Origin of the sequence: Tamaricihabitans halophyticus (assembly GCF_004340875.1) — a bacterium.
GTDB classification, from domain to species: domain Bacteria; phylum Actinomycetota; class Actinomycetes; order Mycobacteriales; family Pseudonocardiaceae; genus Tamaricihabitans; species Tamaricihabitans halophyticus.
The window spans coordinates 46,064-68,074 of sequence record NZ_SLXQ01000018.1 but is presented as its reverse complement, the minus strand read 5'-3'; the positions used below and the strand labels follow the sequence as shown (position 1 = coordinate 68,074).

Sequence of the window (22,011 nt, the reverse complement as noted above, 5' to 3'; positions counted from 1 at the left end):
TGTCCGGCCTACGGCCTCCGGCGTTGGTTACCTCGGCGGATCAGCGGTCTGGCCGCCGACCGAGCTCGTTGTCGATAAACGCGAGGACTTCGTCCGCGCTTGCCGAGCTGAGCCGATCCGCGAGCCCGGTGTCTCCCGTTGCCTCCGCCGCGGTCACCGCGGCAAGCAGGGTCCGCAGCCGCGTAGCAAGTCCCGCCTTGGTGGCTTCATCCGGTTCACCAGACGTGACCGCCGCCTCGATCCGGTCCAGATCCGCGAACAACGCCGTACTGGCCGCGGCGCTGGCTTCGCCCTGTAGTTCGACGCCAAGATAGTCGGCAAGCACCTTCGGGGTCGGATAGTCGAACACCAGTGTCGCCGGAAGCTTCAGTCCCGTAGTGCCGACCAGTCGGTTGCGCATCTCCACCGCGGTCAGCGAATCGAAGCCGACCTGGCGAAACTCTCGATCGGCGGTGATCGCCTCGGTGCTCGGATGCCCGAGTACGGTCGCAGCGGTGTCGCGCACCAGGTCGAGTAGCAGCCGATCCCGACCGGTCGGATCCAACCTTGCGAGCTGTTCGACCAACCCCACCGCGGCAGGCGCCCCGGTCGAACGGCGGCGGCCGACCCGGATCATTCCGCGGAGCAGTGGCGGTACTTCCTCGGCAGGGGCTACGGGCCCGGGTCGGGCGGTGCTGCCGGTCCCGGCGAGCCGAGCGGCGTAGACATAGTTCGCGTCGCTGGCTATCGCCGCGTCGAACAGGGTGAGCCCTTCGGTGAGCGACAGCGGAGGCATCCCGCCCCGGGTAATCCTGGCCAGCTGCTCATCGGTCAGGGTGCCGGTCATGCCGCCGCCCTCGGCCCACGGGCCCCAGGCCAACGATTGGGCTGGCAGGCCACGCGATACCCGGTGCGCGGCGAGCGCGTCCAGATACGTGTTCGCCGCGGCGTAGTTGGCCTGACCTGGTGTTCCACCGATCCCGGATACCGAGGAGTACAGCACGAACGCGGCAAGTTCGGTGTCCAGCGTCAGCTCGTGCAGGTGCCACGCGCCGAGCGCCTTGGGTTCGAGCACCGCACGCAGTCGGGCGCGGGTGAGCGAACTGAGCACGCCGTCGTCGAGGACGCCGGCGGCGTGCACCACGGCGGTGAGTGGGTGTTCCGGCGAGATGCCGGCAAGGAGTTCAGCCGCCTGCTCGCGCACCGCGATATCGCAGGCAAGCACGTCTACTGATGCCCCGGCCGCGACCAGTTCGGCGCGCAGTTCGTCCGCGCCAGCAGCCTCGGGGCCGCGGCGGCTGGTCAACACCAGGTGCCGCACGCCGTGCTCGGCGACCAGGTGCCGGGCCAGTTGCCCGCCAAGGCCACCCGTCCCGCCGGTGATCAGCACGGTGCCCGCCGGGTTCCAGCTGCTGCCGAAGCCCGGGTTCAGGTTCGCGAGCCGGGGCGCCAGCGGTACTCCGTCCACGATGCGCACCTGGGTTTCGCCCGCGTCAAACAGTGCCTCGGCGTAGGCACCGGGATCACCGCCTGCTTCGGTGTCAACCAGCAGGATGCGGTCCGGGTTCTCCGCCTGCGCCGACCGAGCGATGCCCCAGGCCGCCGCGGCGGAAAGATCGGCGCCGGTGGTCGCACCATTGGTGTGCAGGACGAACCGCGTGTCCGCCAACGCGGGTTCGGCGAGCAGCCACTGCAGTAGCTCGAGCACATCGCCCACGGCTTGCACCAGTGGCCCTTCGGAGCTGATCGGGACGATCACCAGTGGCGGTGGCGCTGCGGCCAGTTCCGGCACGGTCCGCAACACGGGCAGCTGGTCGTTCGTCGGATTCAGGTCAGGTATCGCGACCCAGTCCAGCCCGAGCAACGACGCCGTCCGCTGCTCGGGGGTGTCGTCGAGTTCTCCAATGGTGATCGCGTCGACGGTCAACACCGGTTCGTCGGCGAGGTCGACGGCGGTGAGCGCGACGGTATCGGGGCCGGTACGGGTCAGCCGTGCCCGTAGCGCGTTGGCACCAGTGGCATACAGTCGCCAGCCGCGCGCGGATATCGGTTGACCGGCGAGTCCCGCCTTGGCGAACACGGCGGTCAGTAGCTCTGGGTGCAGCGCGAAGCGACTGTCGTCAGTGTCCGAGGTGGCTGGGTCGAGTGCCACGGCGACGAAGATTTCGCTGCCCCGTACCCATCGACCATCGCCGTCGGCGGTGGCTTCTGCCGGCGGCCACTGTCCTATTGGGTCCATGTCGAAGTCCGTGGACATGGCGGCAAGCACCCCGGTGGCGTGCCGATGCCAGTCCTGTTCGGATGACGCGGCGCGAGCATGCACGTCGATGGCGCGGTTGCCGTCCGCGTCCGGTTCCCCCGCTCGAACCTGTAGCCGTAGTTCGCCATCGGTGGCGGCGAACGACCGTTCGATCGTCAACTCGGCGATCTCCGCGCAACCGGCTTGATCAGCGATATGTGTGGCGATTTCGACGAGCACGGCGGCAGGGAGCACCGCCTGGGTGTCCCACCACGGTTGGGTGGCCGCCGAAAGCGATCCAAGCGAGAGCACCTCGTCGACTCCGGCGACCGGTACCGCCACGCCAAGCACCGGATGACCGGTACCTGTCATGCCCAGCGCCGAGGCATCCGCCGCGGGCGCTACCGCCGTGGGCCAGTAGCGTTGCCTGGCGAACGCGTAGGTTGGCAGCTCGACCTGCCGCGCGTCGGCGCCCTCGAGCAGCGTGGTCCAGTCCACCCGGGAGCCGATGGTGTGCAGCTGGGCAAGGGCGGTCAGGAAGGTGGCCTCTTCGGCGCGTTCCTTGCGGAGCACCGGTATGGTCACGGCTTCCTCGGCTATCGCGCCGGTGAGCGCGGACAGCGTGCCATCCGGGCCGAGTTCGAGGAACACATTGGTACCACCGGCGCGCAGGCCGCTGACCGTATCGGCGAACCGCACGGTGTTCCGGACGTGCGCCACCCAGTACTCGGGATCGGTCACTTCGCCGAACATCGGGATGGTCGGCTTCTGGTAATTGAGGTTCGCGATGGCCACGCGGAACTCGTCCAGCATGGGTTCCATCAGCGGCGAGTGGAACGCGTGCGAAACGCGCAGCCGGGTGTGCTCCCGCTGCCCGACCACCGCCATCACCTCGTCCTCGACGCCGGCGATGACCACTGACTCCGGCCCGTTCACCGCGGCAACGGACACGCCGTCGGTGAGCAGTGGCGCTATCTCCGACTCGCTGACCCGAAGCGCGACCATCGCGCCGCCCTCGGGGAGTGCCTGCATCAGTCGGGCCCGCGCGGCGACGAGGGTGCCGGCATCGTCCAGGGACAGCACCCCGGCCACATGGGCCGCCGCGATCTCGCCGATGGAGTGTCCCGCGAGGAAATCCACCCTCGTACCGGTCGATTCGAGCAGTCGGAACAGCGCTACCTCGAGGGTGAACAGTGCTGGCTGTGCCCAGCCGGTCCGATCCAGCTCGGTCTGGTCCGCGCCCCAGACAACGTCGCGCAGCCCGGGAAAGCGTGCCGCTGTCTCGTCAAAAGCGGCGGCGAATACCGGGAACCGGTGGTAGAGCTCGCGGCCCATCCCGAGTCGCTGGGAACCCTGCCCCGCGAATAGGACCGCGACTCCGTGTTCGCCGACCTGACCGCGGGCGATTTCGGTGAGCCCGTCGTCGTCGGCGAGGAGCACCGCGCGATGTTCCAGTGCCGCGCGGCCGGTGACCAGGGTGCGCGCGATGGCTGCCCGGGTGGTCTCCGGGTTGTCGGCAAGGAAATCGCGTAGCCGGCCCAGCTGTCCGTCCAGTGCCGCTGGGCTGGCGGCGGATACCGGCAGGGCCACGATGGCAGGCGGGCTGGACTGAGCTGGTTCGGCGGATTCGGTCGGGTTCGCCGGTTCGGGAGCCTGCTCGAGGATGACATGCGCGTTCGTACCACTGATTCCGAACGATGACACACCGGCTCGGCGCGGGTGGTTCGTGGTCGGCCAGGCTCCGTGCTCGGTGAGCAGGCGAATATCGCCACTGCTCCAGTCCACCTGCGAGGACGGCTCGGCGACGTGCAGAGTGCGCGGTGTCTCGGCGTGGCGCAGCGCGAGGATGGCCTTGAGTAGCCCCGCGACGCCAGCAGCGGCCTGTGTGTGCCCCAGGTTCGATTTGACCGAACCAAGCAGTAGCGGCGACTCCCTGTCCTGACCATAGGTTGCCAGCAACGCCTGCGCCTCGATCGGATCACCCAAGGGTGTCCCAGTACCGTGCGCCTCCACCAGGTCAACGTCCTGTGTAGACAGTCCGGCCGCGGTGAGCGCGGCCCGGATCACTCGCTGCTGGGAAGGCCCGTTCGGCGCGGTGAGCCCGTTGGACGCGCCGTCGGAGTTCACCGCGGAACCGCGCAGTACCGCCAGAATCGGGCGCCCGTCGCGCTCGGCGTCGGAGCGCCGCGCGAGCAGCAACATACCGGCCCCTTCGGACCAGCCGGTGCCGTCCGCGTCATCACCGAAAGCCTTGCACAGCCCGTCGGGCGCGAGTCCACCTTGGATGGTGAAGCCAGCGAAGTTCATGGGCGTGGCCATGACGGTCGCGGCACCTACGAGCGCATAGTCACATTCACCGCCGCGTAGCGCTTGGGCCGCCCAGTGCATCGCGACGAGCGAGGACGAGCAGGCGGTGTCCACCGTGGCCGAGGGGCCTTCCAGCCCGAAGGTGTAGGACAACCGGCCGGAGATGACGCTGGCAGCCAGTCCGGTGCCGGCGTGGCCAGCTACGTCCGTGCCCGCCTCCAGCACGAGGTGCTGGTAGTCCTGGCCGTTGGTACCGACGAACACGCCGGTCTTACTGCCGCGCAGCGATTCGGGGTTGATGCCCGCGCTCTCCACCGCCTCCCACGAGGTTTCCAGTAGGAGGCGCTGCTGGGGATCCATCGCGAGTGCCTCGCGCGGCGAGATACCGAAGAGTGTCGCGTCGAACTCGGCGGCGCCGTCGAGGAATCCGCCGTGCCGGGTAGCGCTGCGGCCGGGCCCGTCGCCGGCGAGCCCTTCGAGGTCCCAACCGCGATCCGTGGGAAACGTGCCGATGGCGTGCCGGCCGTCGGCGAGCAGCGACCACAGCTCGCTGACCGAGTTCACCCCGCCGGGGAATCGGCAGCTCATCCCGACGATGACGATGGGGTCCTCAGTATCCACGGCGGTCACGCCGCCCGCCTCGACGGGGCCGCCGGCGCCGTACAACACGTCGGACAGGTGTTCGGCAAGCGCCTGTGGCGTCGGGTAGTCGAATACCAGTGACGCTGGCAGTGTCAGACCGGTCGCCGCGTACAGCTTGTCGCGAAGCTCAACCGCGGTCAGTGAGTCAAAGCCGAGTTCGCGGAAGGCTTTCCCCGCGGAGACGACATCTCGGGAGCTGTGCCCGAGGACGGCGGCGGCTTCGTCGCGCACGCGGGCCAGTAGTGCCTCGGCGCGTTCGGTTTCGGGTAGCGCGCGCATCCGCGCCACCAGATCCGCCGCCGCGGATGCGGATTCTTCCCGTGCCTCGGCGGCACGTTCGGCCGCTTCAGCCGCAGCGGGGAGGGCGGAGAGCAGCGGACTGGGCCGCAAGGTGAGTAAGGAGGTCAGCAGGTGCGGTTGTTGCAGGTCGGCGAGCACCACCGTGGGATTTGGTTCGGTGACCACCTGCCATAGGGCGGCAACGGCGAGCGCGGGGTCGAGCATCGCGGTGCGCCCGCCGCCAGCGGCCCGAACACCGGCGGCCATGCCCTCGCCTGCCCAGGCGCCCCAGGCGATGGAGGTGGCCCGGTCACCACGCGCGGCCCGGCGCTGCGCCAGCGCGTCCAGTGCCGCATTGGCGGCCGCATAGCTTGCCTGCCCTGGGTTTCCTACCGCGCCCGCGGTGGAGGCAAACAGGGCGAAGACGTCCAGGTCGCGGCCGGCGGTCAGCTCGTCGAGAACCCGTGCGGAGGTGACCTTGGTCCGGAAGACTTCTTGGAACCGTTCGGGTGTCAGGTTGTCGAGTACGCCGTCGTCCAGTACCCCCGCGGCGTGCACGACGGCGGTGAGCGGGCTCTCCTCCGGGATGGTGGCGAGCACGGCGGATATCGCGTCCCGGTCGGCCACGTCGGCAGCTTCGATGATCACCGTCGCACCGAGCGCGGTGAGTTCGTCGCGCAGTTCGACCGCGCCCTCGGCGTGCTGCCCGGACCGGCTGACCAGCACGATGCGCGCGGCGCCGCGCTTGGCGATATCGCGGGCTAGGTGGCGGCCGAGTGCTCCGGTTCCGCCGGTGATGAGCACCGTGCCGTGTGACTGCCACGGTTCGCTCGGCGCGGGCGGCGCCGGTACGAGGCGTCGGCCGAATACTCCGGTGCGGCGGATCGCCACCTGGTCTTCGTTGCCGTTCGCGAGCACGGAGACCAGCCGGCGGATCGCGAGTTCGTCCAGTTCGGTAGGCAGATCAACCAGTCCGCCCCAGCGGTGCGGCTGTTCCATTGCCGCCACCCGGCCCATACCCCATACGGCCGCTTGCGTCGGGTCGGCTGCCTGGTCATCGCCAACACACACCGCCCCGCTTGTCACTGTCCAGAGTGGCGCGTCGATTCCGGCGTCACCGAGTGCCTGGGTGAGCGCCAGGCTGGCGTCGAGTCCGGTGGGGACGGCTCCGGCGATGGTCTGCACGAGACCGAGCAGCGACAGGACGCCGGTGATCGGCCGAGGCAAGCCAGCAAGGCGTTCGGCGTGCAACGACCGCAGCGGTTCGCCTTCTCCGACCATCAGGTCGCGCAGTACCGGGTTCGCCCAGGCGAGAGTCGCCGCGGTACATGGCATTTCGACGGGTATCACGGCTGGACCGAGCGCCGTGATCAGCGAGTTCAGCCATTCTTGGTTGGCCAGCTCGTCCGGGATGGCCACCAGCCAGCTTCCGGTGAGCGTGGCGGCTGGTGGTTGCAGGCCGACCCAGTCCTCCCGGTAGCGCCAGGATTCTATTGTGGACTGCGCGCGGCGGCGGTTTCGCCATGCGGATAGCGCGGGAAGGACGTTCTCGAGTGCGGAGGCTTCCAGACCGAGCGTGGCGGCGAGGTCCGCGGTGTCGTCCCTGTCGACCGCCTGCCAGAACTCGTCGTCGGCGGGATCGCCGGTGATCGCGGCGGTGTCGCCGGTACGTGGCCAGTAGCGCTCACGTTGGAACGGGTAGGTAGGGATGTCGGCGGCCTGCCCGACGGGGATCAGCTCGTGCCAGTTGATGGTGACGCCGGTGACGTGCAGGCGGGCCAAGGCGGTCAGTAGAGCGGTTTCTTCGTCTTGGTCTTTGCGCAGTGTCGGGATTCCGTCTACCAGTGCGGAGAGGGTGCCGTCTGGTCCGATCTCGAGGAACCTATCGGCATCAGAAGCGGCAATGTCGTCGGCGAACCGCACCGTATCCCGCACATGATTCACCCAATAGTCAACCGAACCAACATCCTTCACCAACGGAATCGTCGGCTCACCGAACTCGATCCCAGCAATAGCCTCGCGGAACTCATCCAGCATCGGGTCCATCAACGGGGAATGAAACGCATGCGACACCTTCAGCCGCGTGTACTTGCGCTCCCCCACCACAGCAAACACTTCCTCCTCCACACCCGACAGCACCACACTGTCCGGACCGTTCACCGCAGCAACCGACACACCCTCCGAGAGCATCAACTCATCCTCGGTGGCGCGTACGGCGACCATCGCACCACCCTCAGGCAACGCCTGCATCAACCGAGCCCGCGCCCCCACCAGAGTGCAGGCATCGTCGAGCGAGAACACACCCGCCACATGCGCGGCCGCGATCTCACCGATCGAATGACCCACCAACACACTCGGCCGAACACCGAAGGACTCCACCAGCCGGAACAACGCCACTTCCAACGCAAACAACGCCGGCTGCGCCCACCCAGTCTCAGCTAGTACCTCTTCATCCGAACCCCACACCACCCCACGCAAACCATCAAACCGACTGACAACGTCATCAAACGCGGCCGCAAACACCGGGAAACGCCCATACAACCCACGACCCATACCAAGCCGCTGCGCACCCTGACCCGCAAACACCAACACCAACCGGCCAGGCTCGCCAACAACACCACGAGCCAACTCGCCTACACCATCCGCCGTACACAACAGAACCGCGCGATGGTCCAGCGTCGCTCGGTTCAACAGGGCGCGGGCTACCTGCGAGGACGGCGTTTCCGCCGCGTTCAACCGTGCGATATGCGCGTCCAGCGCGGCTGGATCGGATGCTGATACCACCCATGGCAACGCACCAGTGGGCTCGGTCTGCTCATCAGTCGTGATCATCGTGCCCTGTTCGATGATCACATGCGCGTTTGTGCCGCTGATACCGAAGGACGAGATGCCGGCCCGGCGCGGCCCATCCACGGTCGGCCAGTCCGTTGCCTCGGTGACCAGCTCAACCGAACCCGCTGCCCAATCCACATGCGAGGAGGGCGTGCCGACGTGCAGGGTGCGCGGCACGGTGCCATGCCGCATCGCCAAGATTGATTTGATGACGCCGGCCGCACCCGCCGCGGCCTGAGTATGCCCCAGGTTGGACTTCACCGACCCAAGCAGCACTGGCCGGTCACGATCCTGCCCGTATGTGGCAAGGAGTGCTGTGGCCTCGATCGGATCACCCAAGGTCGTACCGGTACCGTGTGCCTCGACTACCGATACGTCCTGTGTAGACAGTCCGGCGTCTGCGAGCGCCGCTCGAATCACCCGCTGCTGCGAGGGACCATTCGGCGCGGAAAGACCGTTCGACGCGCCATCGGAGTTCACCGCCGAACCGCGCACGGTGGCAAGAACCTCGTGTCCGTTGGCCACCGCGTCGGACAGGCGTTCCAGGACGAAAACCGCGGCACCCTCCGACCAGTTGGTGCCGTCGGCCGCATCGGAGAACGCCTTACACCGGCCGTCGGCCGCAAGCCCGCCCTGCCGGTCAAAGCCACCGAACGTCATCGGGGTCGCCATGATGGTCACGCCGCCGGCAAGCGCGAGCGTGCACTCCCCCGCGCGCAGCGCGTTCGCGGCCATATGCATTGACACCAGCGAGGAGGAACAGGCCGTATCGACGGTCATCGCCGGACCTTCCAGGCCAAAGGTATAGGCGATCCTGCCGGACACGATCGAGCCCGGCAGCCCGGTGCTGGCGTGCCCCTCCACGTCCTCGGTAGCTCGGACGATGACGTGGCTGTAGTCCTGACTGTTAGAGCCGATGTACACGCCGGTCCTGCTGCCGCGCAGTGAGGTTGGGTTGATCCGCGCCCGCTCGAGCGCTTCCCAGGCGATCTCGAGCAACACTCGTTGTTGCGGGTCCATGGCTACCGCTTCGCGCGGTGAGATGCCGAAGAAGGCGGCGTCGAACATGGCCGCGTCGTGGAGGAATCCGGCCCGCGCGTCCGCCGGTGGCTGCTGGCCGTCGTACCACAGTTCGGCCCAGTTCCGGTCGGTAGGGAACTGACTGAGCGTATCGCGCCCCTCGGTGAGGAGTTGCCACAGATCGTCCGGGGATGCGATGCCGCCGGGGAACCGGCAGCCGATACCAACGATCGCGATCTGCTCATCGTCGGCGGTACGCGCCTGCCCGCCGACTTGGGTCGGCACCTCGTCACCAAGCAATTCGGTCAGCAGCGACTCGGCGAGCGCCATGGGTGTCGGATAGTCGTAGACCACGGTCGCGCTCAACCGCAGTCCGGTGCGCGCTTTGAGCCGGTTGTACAGCTCGACCGCGGTCAACGAATCGATACCCAGCTGGCGGAATTCGCGGTCCCCCGCGACTCCTTCCGTGGAGTCATGTCCAAGTACGGTCGCGGTTTCGCCTCGGACCAAGTCGACCAGGAACCGCAATGGTTCACCGTCGGCAAGGGCGCTCAGCCGTGTGGCGAGATCCGTCGAATCCGCACCGCGGGTCGCGGCAAAACGCCGGCCGGCTCCGAAGATGCCCCGCAGGATCGGCGGTACCGGCTCACTAGGCCGGCCAGTTCGGGTCGCAACCGGCACCAGTACGGCCTTCTCCGCCCCTAGCGCCGCATCGAACAAGGCGAGCCCTTGGGACACCGTCAGCGCCGGCAGGATCACCTCCTCGGTCCGTTCCCTGGCAGCCCTGGCAAGCGCGGCGGTCATGCCGCCCGCCGCGGGATCCCAAGCGCCCCAGGCGAGTGCCGTGCCAGGTAGGCCCTCGGCACGACGCCGAGTGGCAAGCGCGTCCAGGTACGCGTTGGCGGCGGCGTAGTTCGACTGGCCCGCGCTTCCCATGATGCCGGCGACCGAGGAGTACAGCAGGAAGGCGGCAAGGTCGGCCGTACGAGTCAACTCGTCGAGATGCTGGGCCGCGGCCACCTTCGGGGCGAATACCTGGTCCACCCGATCCGGCGTCATCGCCGGGAGTATGCCGTCGTCGAGGACCCCCGCCGCGTGGATGACCGCCGTCAACGGATGCCGCGGCTCGATGTTGGCGAGCAGCTCGACAACCTGTTCTCGTTCCGAGATATCGCAAGCGAGGACACGCACCGTAGCGCCAGCGGCCGTCAGCTCGTCGCGTAGTTCAGCCGCGCCGGGCGCGACCAGGCCACGACGGCTGGTCAACACCAGGTTTCGTACGCCATGCGTGGTCACGAGATGCCGCGCCAGTATCGCGCCGAGGCCGCCGGTACCGCCGGTCACCAGCACCGTTCCGGTCGGATCAAGCTGCCGCGGCATGGTGAGCACCAGTTTCCCGATGTGCCCGGCGCGGCTCATGTACCGGAAGGCCGCGCCCGCATCCCGGACATCCCAGGTTCGCAGTGGTGGTGGGGTCAGGACGCCTCGGCTGAACAGGTCACTCAGTGCCCGCAGCATCAGTTGGATCCGGTCAGCGTCCACCCAACCGATATCGAATGCCTGATACCGCACGCCAGCCGGTACGGACGCCGGATCACGCAGGTCGACCTTGCCGAGTTCAACGAATCGGCCACCGGCACCGAGTAGCCCGAGCGAGGTGTCGACGAACTCACCGGTAAGGCTGTTCAGCACCACGTCAACCGAATCGAACTTGTCCGCGAAGGCGAGATCACGTGAGGATGCGAGGTGTTCATCGTCGAGCCCAAGCTCGCGTAGCGCGGGCCATTTCGACTCGCTGGCGGTGGCGTACACCTCGGCGCCGAGATACCGAGCGAGCTGGATCGCGGCCATCCCGACACCACCAGCGCCCGCGTGCACGAGGATCTTCTCGCCGCGGCCGAGCCCGGCCACATCGACCAGCGCGTAGTAAGCGGTGAGGAAGACCAGCGGTACGGCCGCCGCGATGGCATCCGACCAGTCATCCGGAATCCTGGTTACCAGCCGTTCGTCGGTGATTCCGCGTGGACCGAAGCCACCGAACAACATGCCGGTCACCCGGTCGCCGACTGCCAAGCCAGCCACGTCCGGGCCGATGTCCAGTACCGTGCCGGCGGCCTCGGAGCCGAGTAGTCCGCTGTCCCCTGGGTACTTGCCGAGCACGCTGAGCACGTCCCGAAAGTTCAGGCCGGCCGCACCAATCGCGATGCGGACCTCACGGCCGCGCAGCTCCCTGTCCACCTCAGGACATGGCAGGAGGGCGAGCGCGGCCAGACTACCCCGAATCTGGTCAGTCGCGGCGTCCTGCTCCAGTGGGTCGGTTTTCCATGCGGCGCTGTTCCCGTGCCCCGAGCCGTCCAGTCGCCACGAACCGGCGGTTGGCGGCAGCAGTGTGCCACTCAGCGGAGCAAGACGCGCCACCCTCGCCAGACCGCCGCGCACCGCGATCTGTGGTTCGCCGGCGGCGAGCAAGGCAAGAACCGGATCAGCGACGGCGTCGAGTTCGGCCTCCGCGTCCCCTTCCGGTTGGCCCGATGGATCGAGATCGAGCAGGGCGAACCGGCCGCGATACTCGTTCTGTGCGGTCCTCAGTAGACCCCAACACGCCGCCGCGGCCGGATCCGCGACTGGCTCCCGATCCACCGCGACCCCACCGCGGGTCACCAACATCAGGCAGGAACCGGCGAACCGCTCGGTGGCCAGCCACTCCTTGGCGAGTTCGAGCGCACGATGCGTCGCCACATCCGGTTCGCGCTCGGTGGGTAGCGACAACACCACAAGTCCGGGGACATCCTCGGGTACCTCAGCCAGCGATCCGACAACCGGCAGCGTGCTCGGTTGCGGGTTCGCGGAAGTTTGTTGGGTTTGTTGAATTACCCAGTCGAGCTGGAGGAAGGCCTCGCCGGCGCGGGTCTCGCTGGCCAGCGCTGTTGGCGCCCGCAACGACAGCGCGCCAACCGATAGTACCGGCTGGCCTTCCGGGTCCACCGCGAACAGCGACACCGTATCGGTGCCGGCGCCGCGCAACCGCACCCGCAGTGAGCTGGCGCCGGTGGCGAACAGCGAGACGTCCTGCCAGGAGTACGGCACCTGGCCGGGCGCGTCCTCAGGCAAGGCCAGGAGTCCGGCATGCAGCAATCCGTCGAAGAGGGCGGGATGTAGTCCGTAAGCGTGCGGATCCCCCGCGGCCTCGGGCAGCACAACCTCGGCGTACAGCTCGTCAGCGGCGCGCTGCCACACCGTCCGCACACAGCGAAACGACGGCCCGTAGCTGAATCCGGCGTCCGCGAAGTACGCATAGAGCGCCTCGCTGTCCAGCTGCCTTGCCTCCGCCGGCGGCCATTCGACGGCCGAGGGTTCACCGGCCACCGGAGCTGGACTGATCGAGCCAGTGGCATGCTGCGTCCACTCTGGATTTATCGAGTCGACCGGTCGGCTGTACAAACCCAGATAGCGGATGTTGTCGTCGTCCGGCGCGGAGAGCCAGACCTGCAGATCCAGGACATCGTGTTCGCCGAGCACCAGGGGGACCAGAATGGTGAGCTGCCGCAGCTGGGCGCACCCCACGTGTTCACCGGCGTAGAGCGCCAGTTCCACGAGAGCCGTACTTGGCACCACGACGTGCCCAATGATCGTGTGGTCGACAAGCCACGGCGCCGTTGCGCGGGACAACCGGCTCGTCAGGACATACTCACCCGAGCCGGCCACGCTGACGGCCGCGCCGAGTAACGGATGCTCAGCTGGCCGCAGGCCAGCACCGGATACGTCTCCGGCGCTCGCGGTGATCTCCGGCCAGAACCGCACGTGGCGGAACGCGTAGGTCGGTAGTTCGGCGGGTTTCGTGTCAGTTCCCTGGTACAGCGTCGCCCAGTCCACAGCTACCCCAGCAACCTGGAGCCGGGTCAGTGCCGTGACGAACGCGTACTCCTCGCCCCGATCCCTGCGCAGCGCCGGTACGGCGATCCCGGACGTCGTGAGCGCGGTGAGGGTGCTGTCTGGCCCCAGTTCGAGGAAGGCGTTGCAGCCGGCCTCGTCCAGCGTGGCCATCCGGTCGGCAAACCGGACTGTCTCCCGGACATGCGAGACCCAGTACTCCGGATCGTTGACCGGACCGGGCATCGAGATTTCCGGCTGCTGGAAGGAAAGGCTCGCCACAACGGCACGGAGCTCGGCCAGCATGGGCGCCATCAGTGGAGAGTGGAAAGCGTGCGAGACCCGCAGTCGGGTGTGCTGGCGCTCGCCCAGCCGCGCGAGCACCGCCTCCACCTCGTCAGCGACACCTGCCACGACGACGGCTTCCGGCCCGTTCACCGCGGCCAGCGAGACACCTTCGGTGAGCAACGGCGCGACCTCTGCCTCGGTCGCACGGACCGAGACCATCGCGCCACCCCGAGGTAGGGCCTGCATCAGTTGGGCGCGGGCCGAGACCAGGGTGCAGGCGTCGTCCAAGGACAGCACGCCGGCAATATGTGCCGCGGTGATCTCGCCAACCGAGTGACCGGTCACCTGGTCGGCGACCACGCCGAACGATTCGACGAGCCGGTAGAGCGCGACCTCGACGGCGAACAGCGCCGGCTGGGTCCAGCCGGTTTCGTTCAGTTCGGCCGGATCGGCACCCCACATGACCTCGCGCACCCGGGGGTCCAGTTTGGCGAGTACGGCGTCGAGCGCGTCGGCGAACACCGGAAAACGTTCGGCCAGTTCGCGTCCCATGCCGAGTCGCTGCGAGCCCTGCCCGGAGAACAGCACGCCCAGCCGTACCCTGGCTGGCGCCTCCTCGCTCGCCACACCGGGTGCGGCCCCACTACGCTGCCAGGCCGTCAACGCGGTCAGTACCGCCTCGGTATCGGTGGCGACAAAGCCGAGCCGGTGCTCGAACGTGGTTCGGGTGGTGGTGAGCGCGTGGGACAGCTCGGCGACCGAGACGTCCGTACCCGCGAGCCGGTCGACCAGCGCATCGACCTGGCCAGCCAGGGCCTCCGCGCTGCGCCCGGACAGCACCACTGGCCAGGTCTTACCGGAGGCAGCGTTCGATTCGGCAACCGTCGACTCCGTGACATCGGGAACCGTCGGCTCCGGGGGTTGCTCCAGAATCACGTGCGCGTTGGTGCCGCTTACTCCGAAGGAGGACACCGCCGCGCGGCGGACCCGATCTGCCTCTGGCCACGCCGCCGCGCGCGTAGCCAGCTCCACCGCACCGGAGTTCCAGTCCACATGGGAGGAGCGTGGCGTGGCGTGCAGGGTCGGCGGCACCACCCCGTGCCGCATCGCCTGCACCATTTTGATCACGCCGGCAACGCCAGCCGCGGCTTGGGCGTGTCCGAAGTTGGATTTGACCGAGCCGAGCAGCAACGGGTGGTGCCGGTCCTGGCCGTAGGTGGCGAGCAGCGCACTGGCTTCGATCGGGTCACCGAGTGTGGTGCCTGTACCGTGTGCCTCCACGACGTCCACATCTCGGGCACTCAGTCGCGCATCGGCAAGCGCCGCGCGGATCACCCGTTGCTGGGCTCGCCCATTGGGAGCACTGAAGCCATTCGAGGCGCCGTCCGAGTTCACCGCGCTGCCGCGCAACACGGCCAACACCGGATAGCCATTGGCCAGCGCATCGGACAGCCTCGCGAGCACCAGCACACCAACACCCTCGGACCAGCCAGTGCCATCGGCGGCGTCGGAAAACGCCTTACACCGGCCGTCGCGGGCAAGTCCGCCCTGCCTGCTGAACTCGAGCAACGGCCCGGGTGTGCACATCACGTTCGCCCCACCGGCCAGTGCCAGTTCGCATTCCCCGCCGCGCAACGCCCGCGCCGCGAGATGCATGGCCACCAGCGAGGAGGAACATGCGGTGTCCACGGTCATCGTGGGGCCCTCGAACCCGAAGGTGTAGGCGATCCGGCCCGAGGTGGCGCTCGCCGCGATACCGGTGCCGACGTCACCGGTGGCGTCGTCCAGCGAGCGCATCATCAGGTACTGGTAGTCCTGCCCGTTGGTGCCGATGAACACCCCGGTCCGGCTACCTCGCAGCCCGCTGGCGTCCATTTTGGCTCGTTCGAGTGCCTCCCAACAGGTTTCCAACAGCAACCGCTGCTGGGGGTCCATGGTGAGCGCTTCGCGCGGTGAGATACCGAAGAATCCCGGGTCGAAGTCGGCGAGGCCGGAAATGAACCCACCCTGCTGGCTCACCGCCATGCCGCGCTCGTCGGTTTCCGCGTCGCGCAGCACATCGACGTCCCAACCGCGGTCGGTCGGGAAACTACCGATTGCGTCCGTCCCGGTGGAGACCAGCTGCCACAGATCCTCGGGGGAACGGACATCACCGGGGTACCGGCAGCTCATTCCGACGATGGCGATCGGCTCGGTGGTGGCCGCGACCAGCTGCCGATTCTGCTTGCGTAGCCGGTCCGACTCCTTGACGGCCGCGCGCAGCGCCTCGACGACCTTACCGTCCGATGTGCTCATTCCTCAGCTCCGTCCAGTGCGGCCCGCACCAGGTCGTCCACGGACATGTCGTCCACGCCGACGGTCTCCCGCACCGCGTCATTCTCGCCACGAGCAAGCGCTAGCAGTGGGTCTAGCAGTCCGAGGTCACGTAGCCGGGCCAGCGGAACCGCGGCGAACAGTTCCCGTAGCGCCGTCTCGTCGTCCTCGGCGGTTCCCTGGCCCGGTTCAGCCGGCTCATCGTCGAGTTCGGCGAGTAGCTGCGCGGCCAGCGCGGCCGGGGTGGGATGGTCGAACACCAGGGTGGCCGGCAGGGTAAGCCCGGTGACCGCGTTGAGTTGGTTGCGCAGCTCGACGGTGGCCAGGGAGTCAAAACCGAGCTCGCGGAATGGGCGATCGGGGCCGACCTCGGCGGTGTCTGGCTGGCCTAGAACGTCCGCGGCCCGTTCCCGTACGAGGTTCAGCAGTAGCTCCGCGCGCTCGCCGCGTGGACTGGCGGATAGCCGGGTGCGGAACTCGTCGGGGTCTGGCGCCTCCTCGTCGTTCGCGGAGTGCGCAGCGCCCGGCATATCGCGGAGCAGGGCCGGTACCTGGCCGGAGGGGCCGGCGGCGGCCATCGCGGCTACCAGGGTGCTCGCAGCCGGCTCGGCGGCGAGTTCGAGCAGCGCCCGGCAAGCCAGTTCTGGCTCCATGAAAGCGATTCCGGCACGTCGGGCGGCATCGGCCGCGCGGGTATCGGTGGCCATGCCGCCGCCGTCCCAGGCTCCCCAGCCGATGGCGGTCCCGGCCAGACCTCGTGCTCTGCGGTGCTCCGCGAGCGCGTCGAGTACCGCGTTGGCCGCGGCGTAGCTCGCTTGGCCGGGGTTGCCCATGGTCGCGGTGGCTGAGGAGAACAGCACGAACGCGTCCAGATCCTCGGTCAACTCGTCGAGCAGCAATGCGGAGTCGACTTTGGACCGGAATACCTCGTCGAATCGGTCTGGGGTGAGTCGTTCGAGTACGCCATCGTCGAGTACTCCCGCGGTGTGTATCACGGCTGTGGGTGGGTGTGCCGCGAGTAGTGCGCTGAGCTGCGACCGATCTGCGACATCGCAGGCGGCGAAGGTGATTCGGACCCCGGCTAGCTCCTTGGCCAGTTCGTCTGCGCCGGGTGCCGCGGACCCACGCCGGCTGGCGAGCACGATGTGCTCTGCTCCCGCCGCCGCGACCGCTCGCGCGACATGGCGAGCGAGGGCGCCGGAGCCGCCGGTGACCAGCACCGTTCCGCGTGGGGACCACTGAGCCCGATCGGCTGGGGCCGGCGCCGGGACCAGTCGACGCGCGTAGACGGCGGTCGAGCGGATGGCAACGTGGTTCTCTGGCTGCCGCGTGCCGGTCCCGCCGAGCACGGCGGCGAGCCCCGCGACGGTACGGCGGTCGAGTGTGGCCGGTAGATCCACGAGACCGGCCCAACGGTCCGGGTATTCCAGTGCGGCCACTACCCCGAGTCCGTGTACGGCCGCTTGTTGCGGATCGGTGGGTTGCTCGGTGCCGACGGTCATCGCACCCCTGGTCAGGTACCACAGCGGCGCCGTGATCTCCGCGTCGCCGAGTGCGTGCAGCACGGTGGTGGCCTGGACCGCGTGGTCACGGGCGGTGCCGCGACCGGGAAGCGCGAGGACTCCGACCAGCTCACCGGCGGACTCGCCGAGCGCCGCTCGGATGCGTTCGGCTGAGCCCTGCCGGTCGACTGCTGGGAGCTCGACGCGAATCGGGTCGCCGGCCAACGCTTCGAGTACCGCGTCCGTCCACTCCGCCGGTGGTCCGTCTTCCGGCACCATCACCAGCCACCTGCCGCCTGCCCCACTCGTGGCTGGCGAGGCTATCGCGCGCCATTGCGCACGGTAGCGCCAGCCGTCCACTGTGTCCTCTTCGGCGCGGCGGCGGCGCCAATCGGTGAGCGCCGGTAGTACTTGCGCGAGTGCCACGGGGTCCACATCGAGCGTGGCTTCCAGCTCGGCGAGATCCGTGTCGGGCACGGAGGTCAGGAGGCTTGTCGCCGTGCCGCCGCTGGGTTCTGGTGCCGGTTCGGGCCAGTAGCGGCGGTGTTGGAAGGCGTAGGTGGGCAGGTCGACGAAGGTCGCTCCGGTGTCGGCGAAAAAAGCCGACCAGTCGACCGGTACGCCCCCCGTGTAGATCCTGGCGAGTGCGTTCACCAGAGCGGCTTCCTCGTTCTGGTCTTTGCGTTGCAGCGGGATTCCTTCGGCAACTGCGGCGAGTGTGGCGTCCGGGCCGATCTCCAGGAAAGTCGTCTCTCCGGCCGCCCGCACCGCTGAAAGGTCGTCGGCGAAGCGGACGGTTTCCCGGACGTGGTTGACCCAGTACTCCGGGTCCGTCACGGGTTTGGTCATCGCGATCACCGGTTCGTGGAAGGCGATCCCGGCGATGGCCTCCCGGAATTCGTCGAGCATCGGGTCCATCAACGGGGAATGAAACGCATGCGACACCTTCAGCCGCGAGTGCTTGCGCTCCCCCACCACCGCAAGAACCTCGTCCTCCACACCCGACAACACAAGACTCTCCGGGCCGTTCACCGCAGCAACCGACACACCCTCCGAGAGCATCAACTCGCCCTCGGTGGCGCGTACGGCGACCATCGCACCACCCTCCGGCAACGCCTGCATCAACCGCGCACGAGCACCCACCAACCTGCACGCATCATCCAGCGACAACACACCCGCCACATGCGCAGCAGCGATCTCACCAACCGAATGACCCACCAACACACTCGGCCGAACACCCAACGACTCCACAAGCCGAAACAACGCAACCTCAAACGCAAACAACGCCAGCTGCGCCCACCCAGTCCTCGCTAACTCCGACTCATCCGAACCCCACACCACCCCACGCAAACCATCAAACCTACTGACAACTTCATCGAACGCGGCGGCAAACACCGGGAAGCACGCGGACAGCTCCCGGCCCATCCCCAACCGCTGCGTACCCTGACCCGCAAACAGAAAAGCTACGGCGCGGGTCCGCGGTGCCTCCCCGCGCATGAGGTTCGTCGCCCTACCATCGGCACTCAGCGCGGCAAGGCCATCGATCAGCTCGGCGCGGTCGGTGGCGAGCAGCGCGGCGCGATGCTCCAACGGAGCGCGGGTGGTGGCCGCCGCGGCGGCGATGTTCACCACGGTGTCATCGCGCGATTCGCTGTTGGGATCGGTGATCCAGCCAAGCAGGCGGCTCGCCTGATCGCGCAGCGCCGTCGCCGAGCCACCCGAAAGTAGCACCGGTACTACACCCGCAACCCGTTGTTTCGCCGATCGGCCAGTCACGTCCGGGCTTCCGATCTCCGGCGCTGGCAGGTTCGCGGGTGCCGCCTCCAGAATCACATGCGCGTTGGTGCCGCTCGCACCAAACGAGGAGACTCCGGCGCGACGCGCCCGGTCGACTTCCGGCCATGGCGTGTTCTCCGTGAGCAACCGGATCGCGCCCGACGACCAGTCAACGTGTTCGGTCGGTCGGTCGATATGCAAGGTGCTCGGCAGCACGCCGTATCGCATCGCGGCTACCATCTTGATCACGCCGGCCACCCCGGCCGCCGACTGGCTGTGGCCGATATTCGACTTCACCGAACCGAGCAGGAGTGGCGTGTCCCGGTCGCGGCCATAAGTGGCGAGTAGCGCTCCCGCCTCGATCGGGTCACCCAGGGTCGTGCCGGTGCCGTGCGCCTCCACCGCGTCCACGTCCGCTGGCCGTAGCCCGGCCGCGGCCAGTGCCCGGCGGATCACCTTGCGCTGGGCCGGGCCGCTCGGTGCGGTCAGCCCGTTGGAGAAGCCATCGGAGTTGATCGCCGAACCACGCACCACGGCGAGCACCCGGTGACCGGCCGCACGGGCGGCGGAAAGCCGCTCCACCACCAACATGCCCACTCCCTCGGACCAGCCGGTGCCATCCGCGGAGTCGGCGAACGCCTTGCACCTGCCATCCGCGGACAATGCACCCAGCCCACCGAACTCGACGAAGGTTGCCGGGGTGGACATCACGGTGACACCGCCCGCCAGCGCGGCGGTGCATTCCCCTGACCGCACGGCCTGTGCGGCCAGATGCAACGCGACCAGCGAGGAGGAACAAGCGGTGTCCACCGAAACGGTTGGGCCATGCAAGCCGTAGAAATAGGCGACCCTGCCGGAGAGCAAGCTGCCGGACTGCGCGGTCTGCCAGTAGCCGTCCGAATCACCGATCGGTGGCCGGTAATCACCCGTGCCGCCGCCGACGAACACGCCCATGTCCTTGCCTTCCACGGAAAGCGGGTTGATTCCGGCGCGTTCCAGGGCCTCCCAGGTGACCTCGAGGACCTGGCGCTGCTGCGGGTCCATCACCATCGCCTCGGCCGGCGAAATAGCGAACATGGCCGCATCGAACTCGGCGGCTCCGGGCAGGAAACCCCCACGGCGAGCCACGGTCGCACCTCGTCCCTGCCCGTCTCCATGGCGCAGCGCCGCCAAATCCCATCCACGATCCGCCGGCAGCTCGCCAGTGGCGTCCACACCCTCCGCGACCAGTCGCCAAAGATCCTCCGGTGAATCCACGCCCCCCGGAAAGCGGCAGGCCATTCCCACGATCACCACCGGATCCTCGGTGTCGTCCGCGATCGCGGTTCCCGCCGGCGATTCGTCCTCTGCGCCAGCACCGGTCAGTTCGCTGAGCACATGCTCGGCAAGCATCGCCGGATTCGGATGATCGAATACGAGCGTGGCGGATAGCTGCAGTCCGGTCGCCGTGTTCAGCAGTCGACGCAGATCCAGCGAGGTGAGCGAGTCGAAGCCGAGTTCGCGGAAAGGCCAGATCGGCTCGATTGCTTCCGGGCCGGAATGTCCGAGAACGTGCGCGACCTTCTCACGCACCAACCTCAACACGCGGTCGGCGCGCGCAGCCGCCGGCAAGACCGCGAGTTCCGCGCGCAGATCGCCCAGTGTCGCGTCCGGTGTCTCGACATCACGCAATGCCGCGACTGCCTCGGGTATCGCTTCGAAGGCCTGGCTCGGTCGTACCTCGGTGTATGCCCGCGCGAACCGGTCCCAGGCGATATCCGCGATCGCCACCGAGGGCCCTGTCGCGCCGGGCAACGCGGCCAGTGCCGGCTCCGGATCCATCGCGGGCAGACCGGAAAGGCGTAGGTGGCCCTCGTGATTACCCGCGCCGGTTGGAGTGATACCCGCCCAGGCACCCCAGGCAATGGCGGTGATTGGCCGGGCGGGATCGTGCCATGCCTGAGCGAAAGCGTCCAGGGCCGCGCTAGCCGCGGCTGCCGCGGACTGGCCGCGCAACCCGCAGAACCCGGCAAGCGAACCGAACAACAGCACGCGCTCCACCTGCTGGCCGGCCACCGCATCGACGGTCGAGGTAGCGGCGGCAAGTACGCCGCTGACCAAATCGCCCGGCCCGAACGGGTCGGTGATCTCTGGGTCGGCGAGTAGCACCGCGCGCAACGGCCGATCAGCAGGGATCCCGTCGACCACGGCGCGCAGCGTCGCGGCGTCAGTGGGTGCGCAGTCCACGATGGTCGTGCGTTCGCCGTTACTGGCAATCGGCTCGCTGGCGGCGAGCACCACGTGTTCGGCCCCGTTGTCCAGCAACCAATGCGCGGTGCGGACCGCCATCGGACCGGCCGCACCAACCACCAGTACGGTGCCGGCTGGCTGCCACGCCGTCCCGGCGTGTGCCCGGACCAACCTGCGGCCGAGTACACCGGTATCGCGTAGGGCCACCTGATCCTCACTGCCGTCCGCGAGTGCCGTGGCGAGGTCGTTCGTGGCCAACTCGCCGTTCGGCAGATCGATCAGACCGCCCCAGCGCCGGGGCTGTTCCAGCGCGGTGATGCGACCAACACCCCAGATCGCGGCCTGGCCAGGGGCGGTCACCGCTTCCCCACCCGCGCTCACCGCGCCGCGGGTGAGGCACCACAGCCGGGTGTTCACCCCGGCCGCGACGAGCGCGGTCGACAGTTCTTCCGGCCAGGCCAGCCGCGGCGGCACCGAGCGGTCCAGCGCGAGCAACGACACCACACCGGCGAGTTCGCCGAGTGCGCTTGAAGCCAGCACCAGGTCGACGACGAGGTCCTTGGCATCGGCGTCCGGATCAGCCACCGTGACAACCTCGGCGCCGAGTGCCGCGGCGATCCGGTCGGTGTCTGGCTGCTCGGGTGTCGTGAGGACCAGCCACCGACCACCGGCCGGCGTCGACCTGAGATGCACCGGATGCCAGTCAGCGCGGTAACGCCAGTCGTCCACCGTGGC

The 22,011-nt window shown here is 68.3% G+C and carries 2 protein-coding genes (1 of these 2 running past the window's edge); both read right to left on the bottom strand.

Features of this window, described 5'->3' with window-relative positions:
- Window positions 1–40: 40 nt before the first annotated feature.
- Window positions 41–15,751: a type I polyketide synthase gene (locus EV191_RS30695; protein WP_243659241.1), complete on the bottom strand. Its 15,711-nt coding sequence runs from the start codon at window positions 15,749–15,751 to the stop codon at window positions 41–43.
- Window positions 15,748–22,011, bottom strand: partial view of a type I polyketide synthase gene (locus EV191_RS26180; protein ID WP_132880314.1) — the end only. The gene runs 20,778 nt beyond the window's last position; 6,264 of the gene's 27,042 nt are visible here — the last part of the coding sequence; its start codon lies beyond the right edge, outside the window; it ends in the stop codon at window positions 15,748–15,750. Before EV191_RS26180 ends, EV191_RS30695 begins: the two co-directional genes overlap by 4 nt.

Bases quoted from the DNA above. Each gene is read 5' to 3' on its own strand.
- EV191_RS30695 (WP_243659241.1), bottom strand. From the start codon at position 15,751: ATGAGCACATCGGACGGTAAGGTCGTCGAGGCGCTGCGCGCGGCCGTC.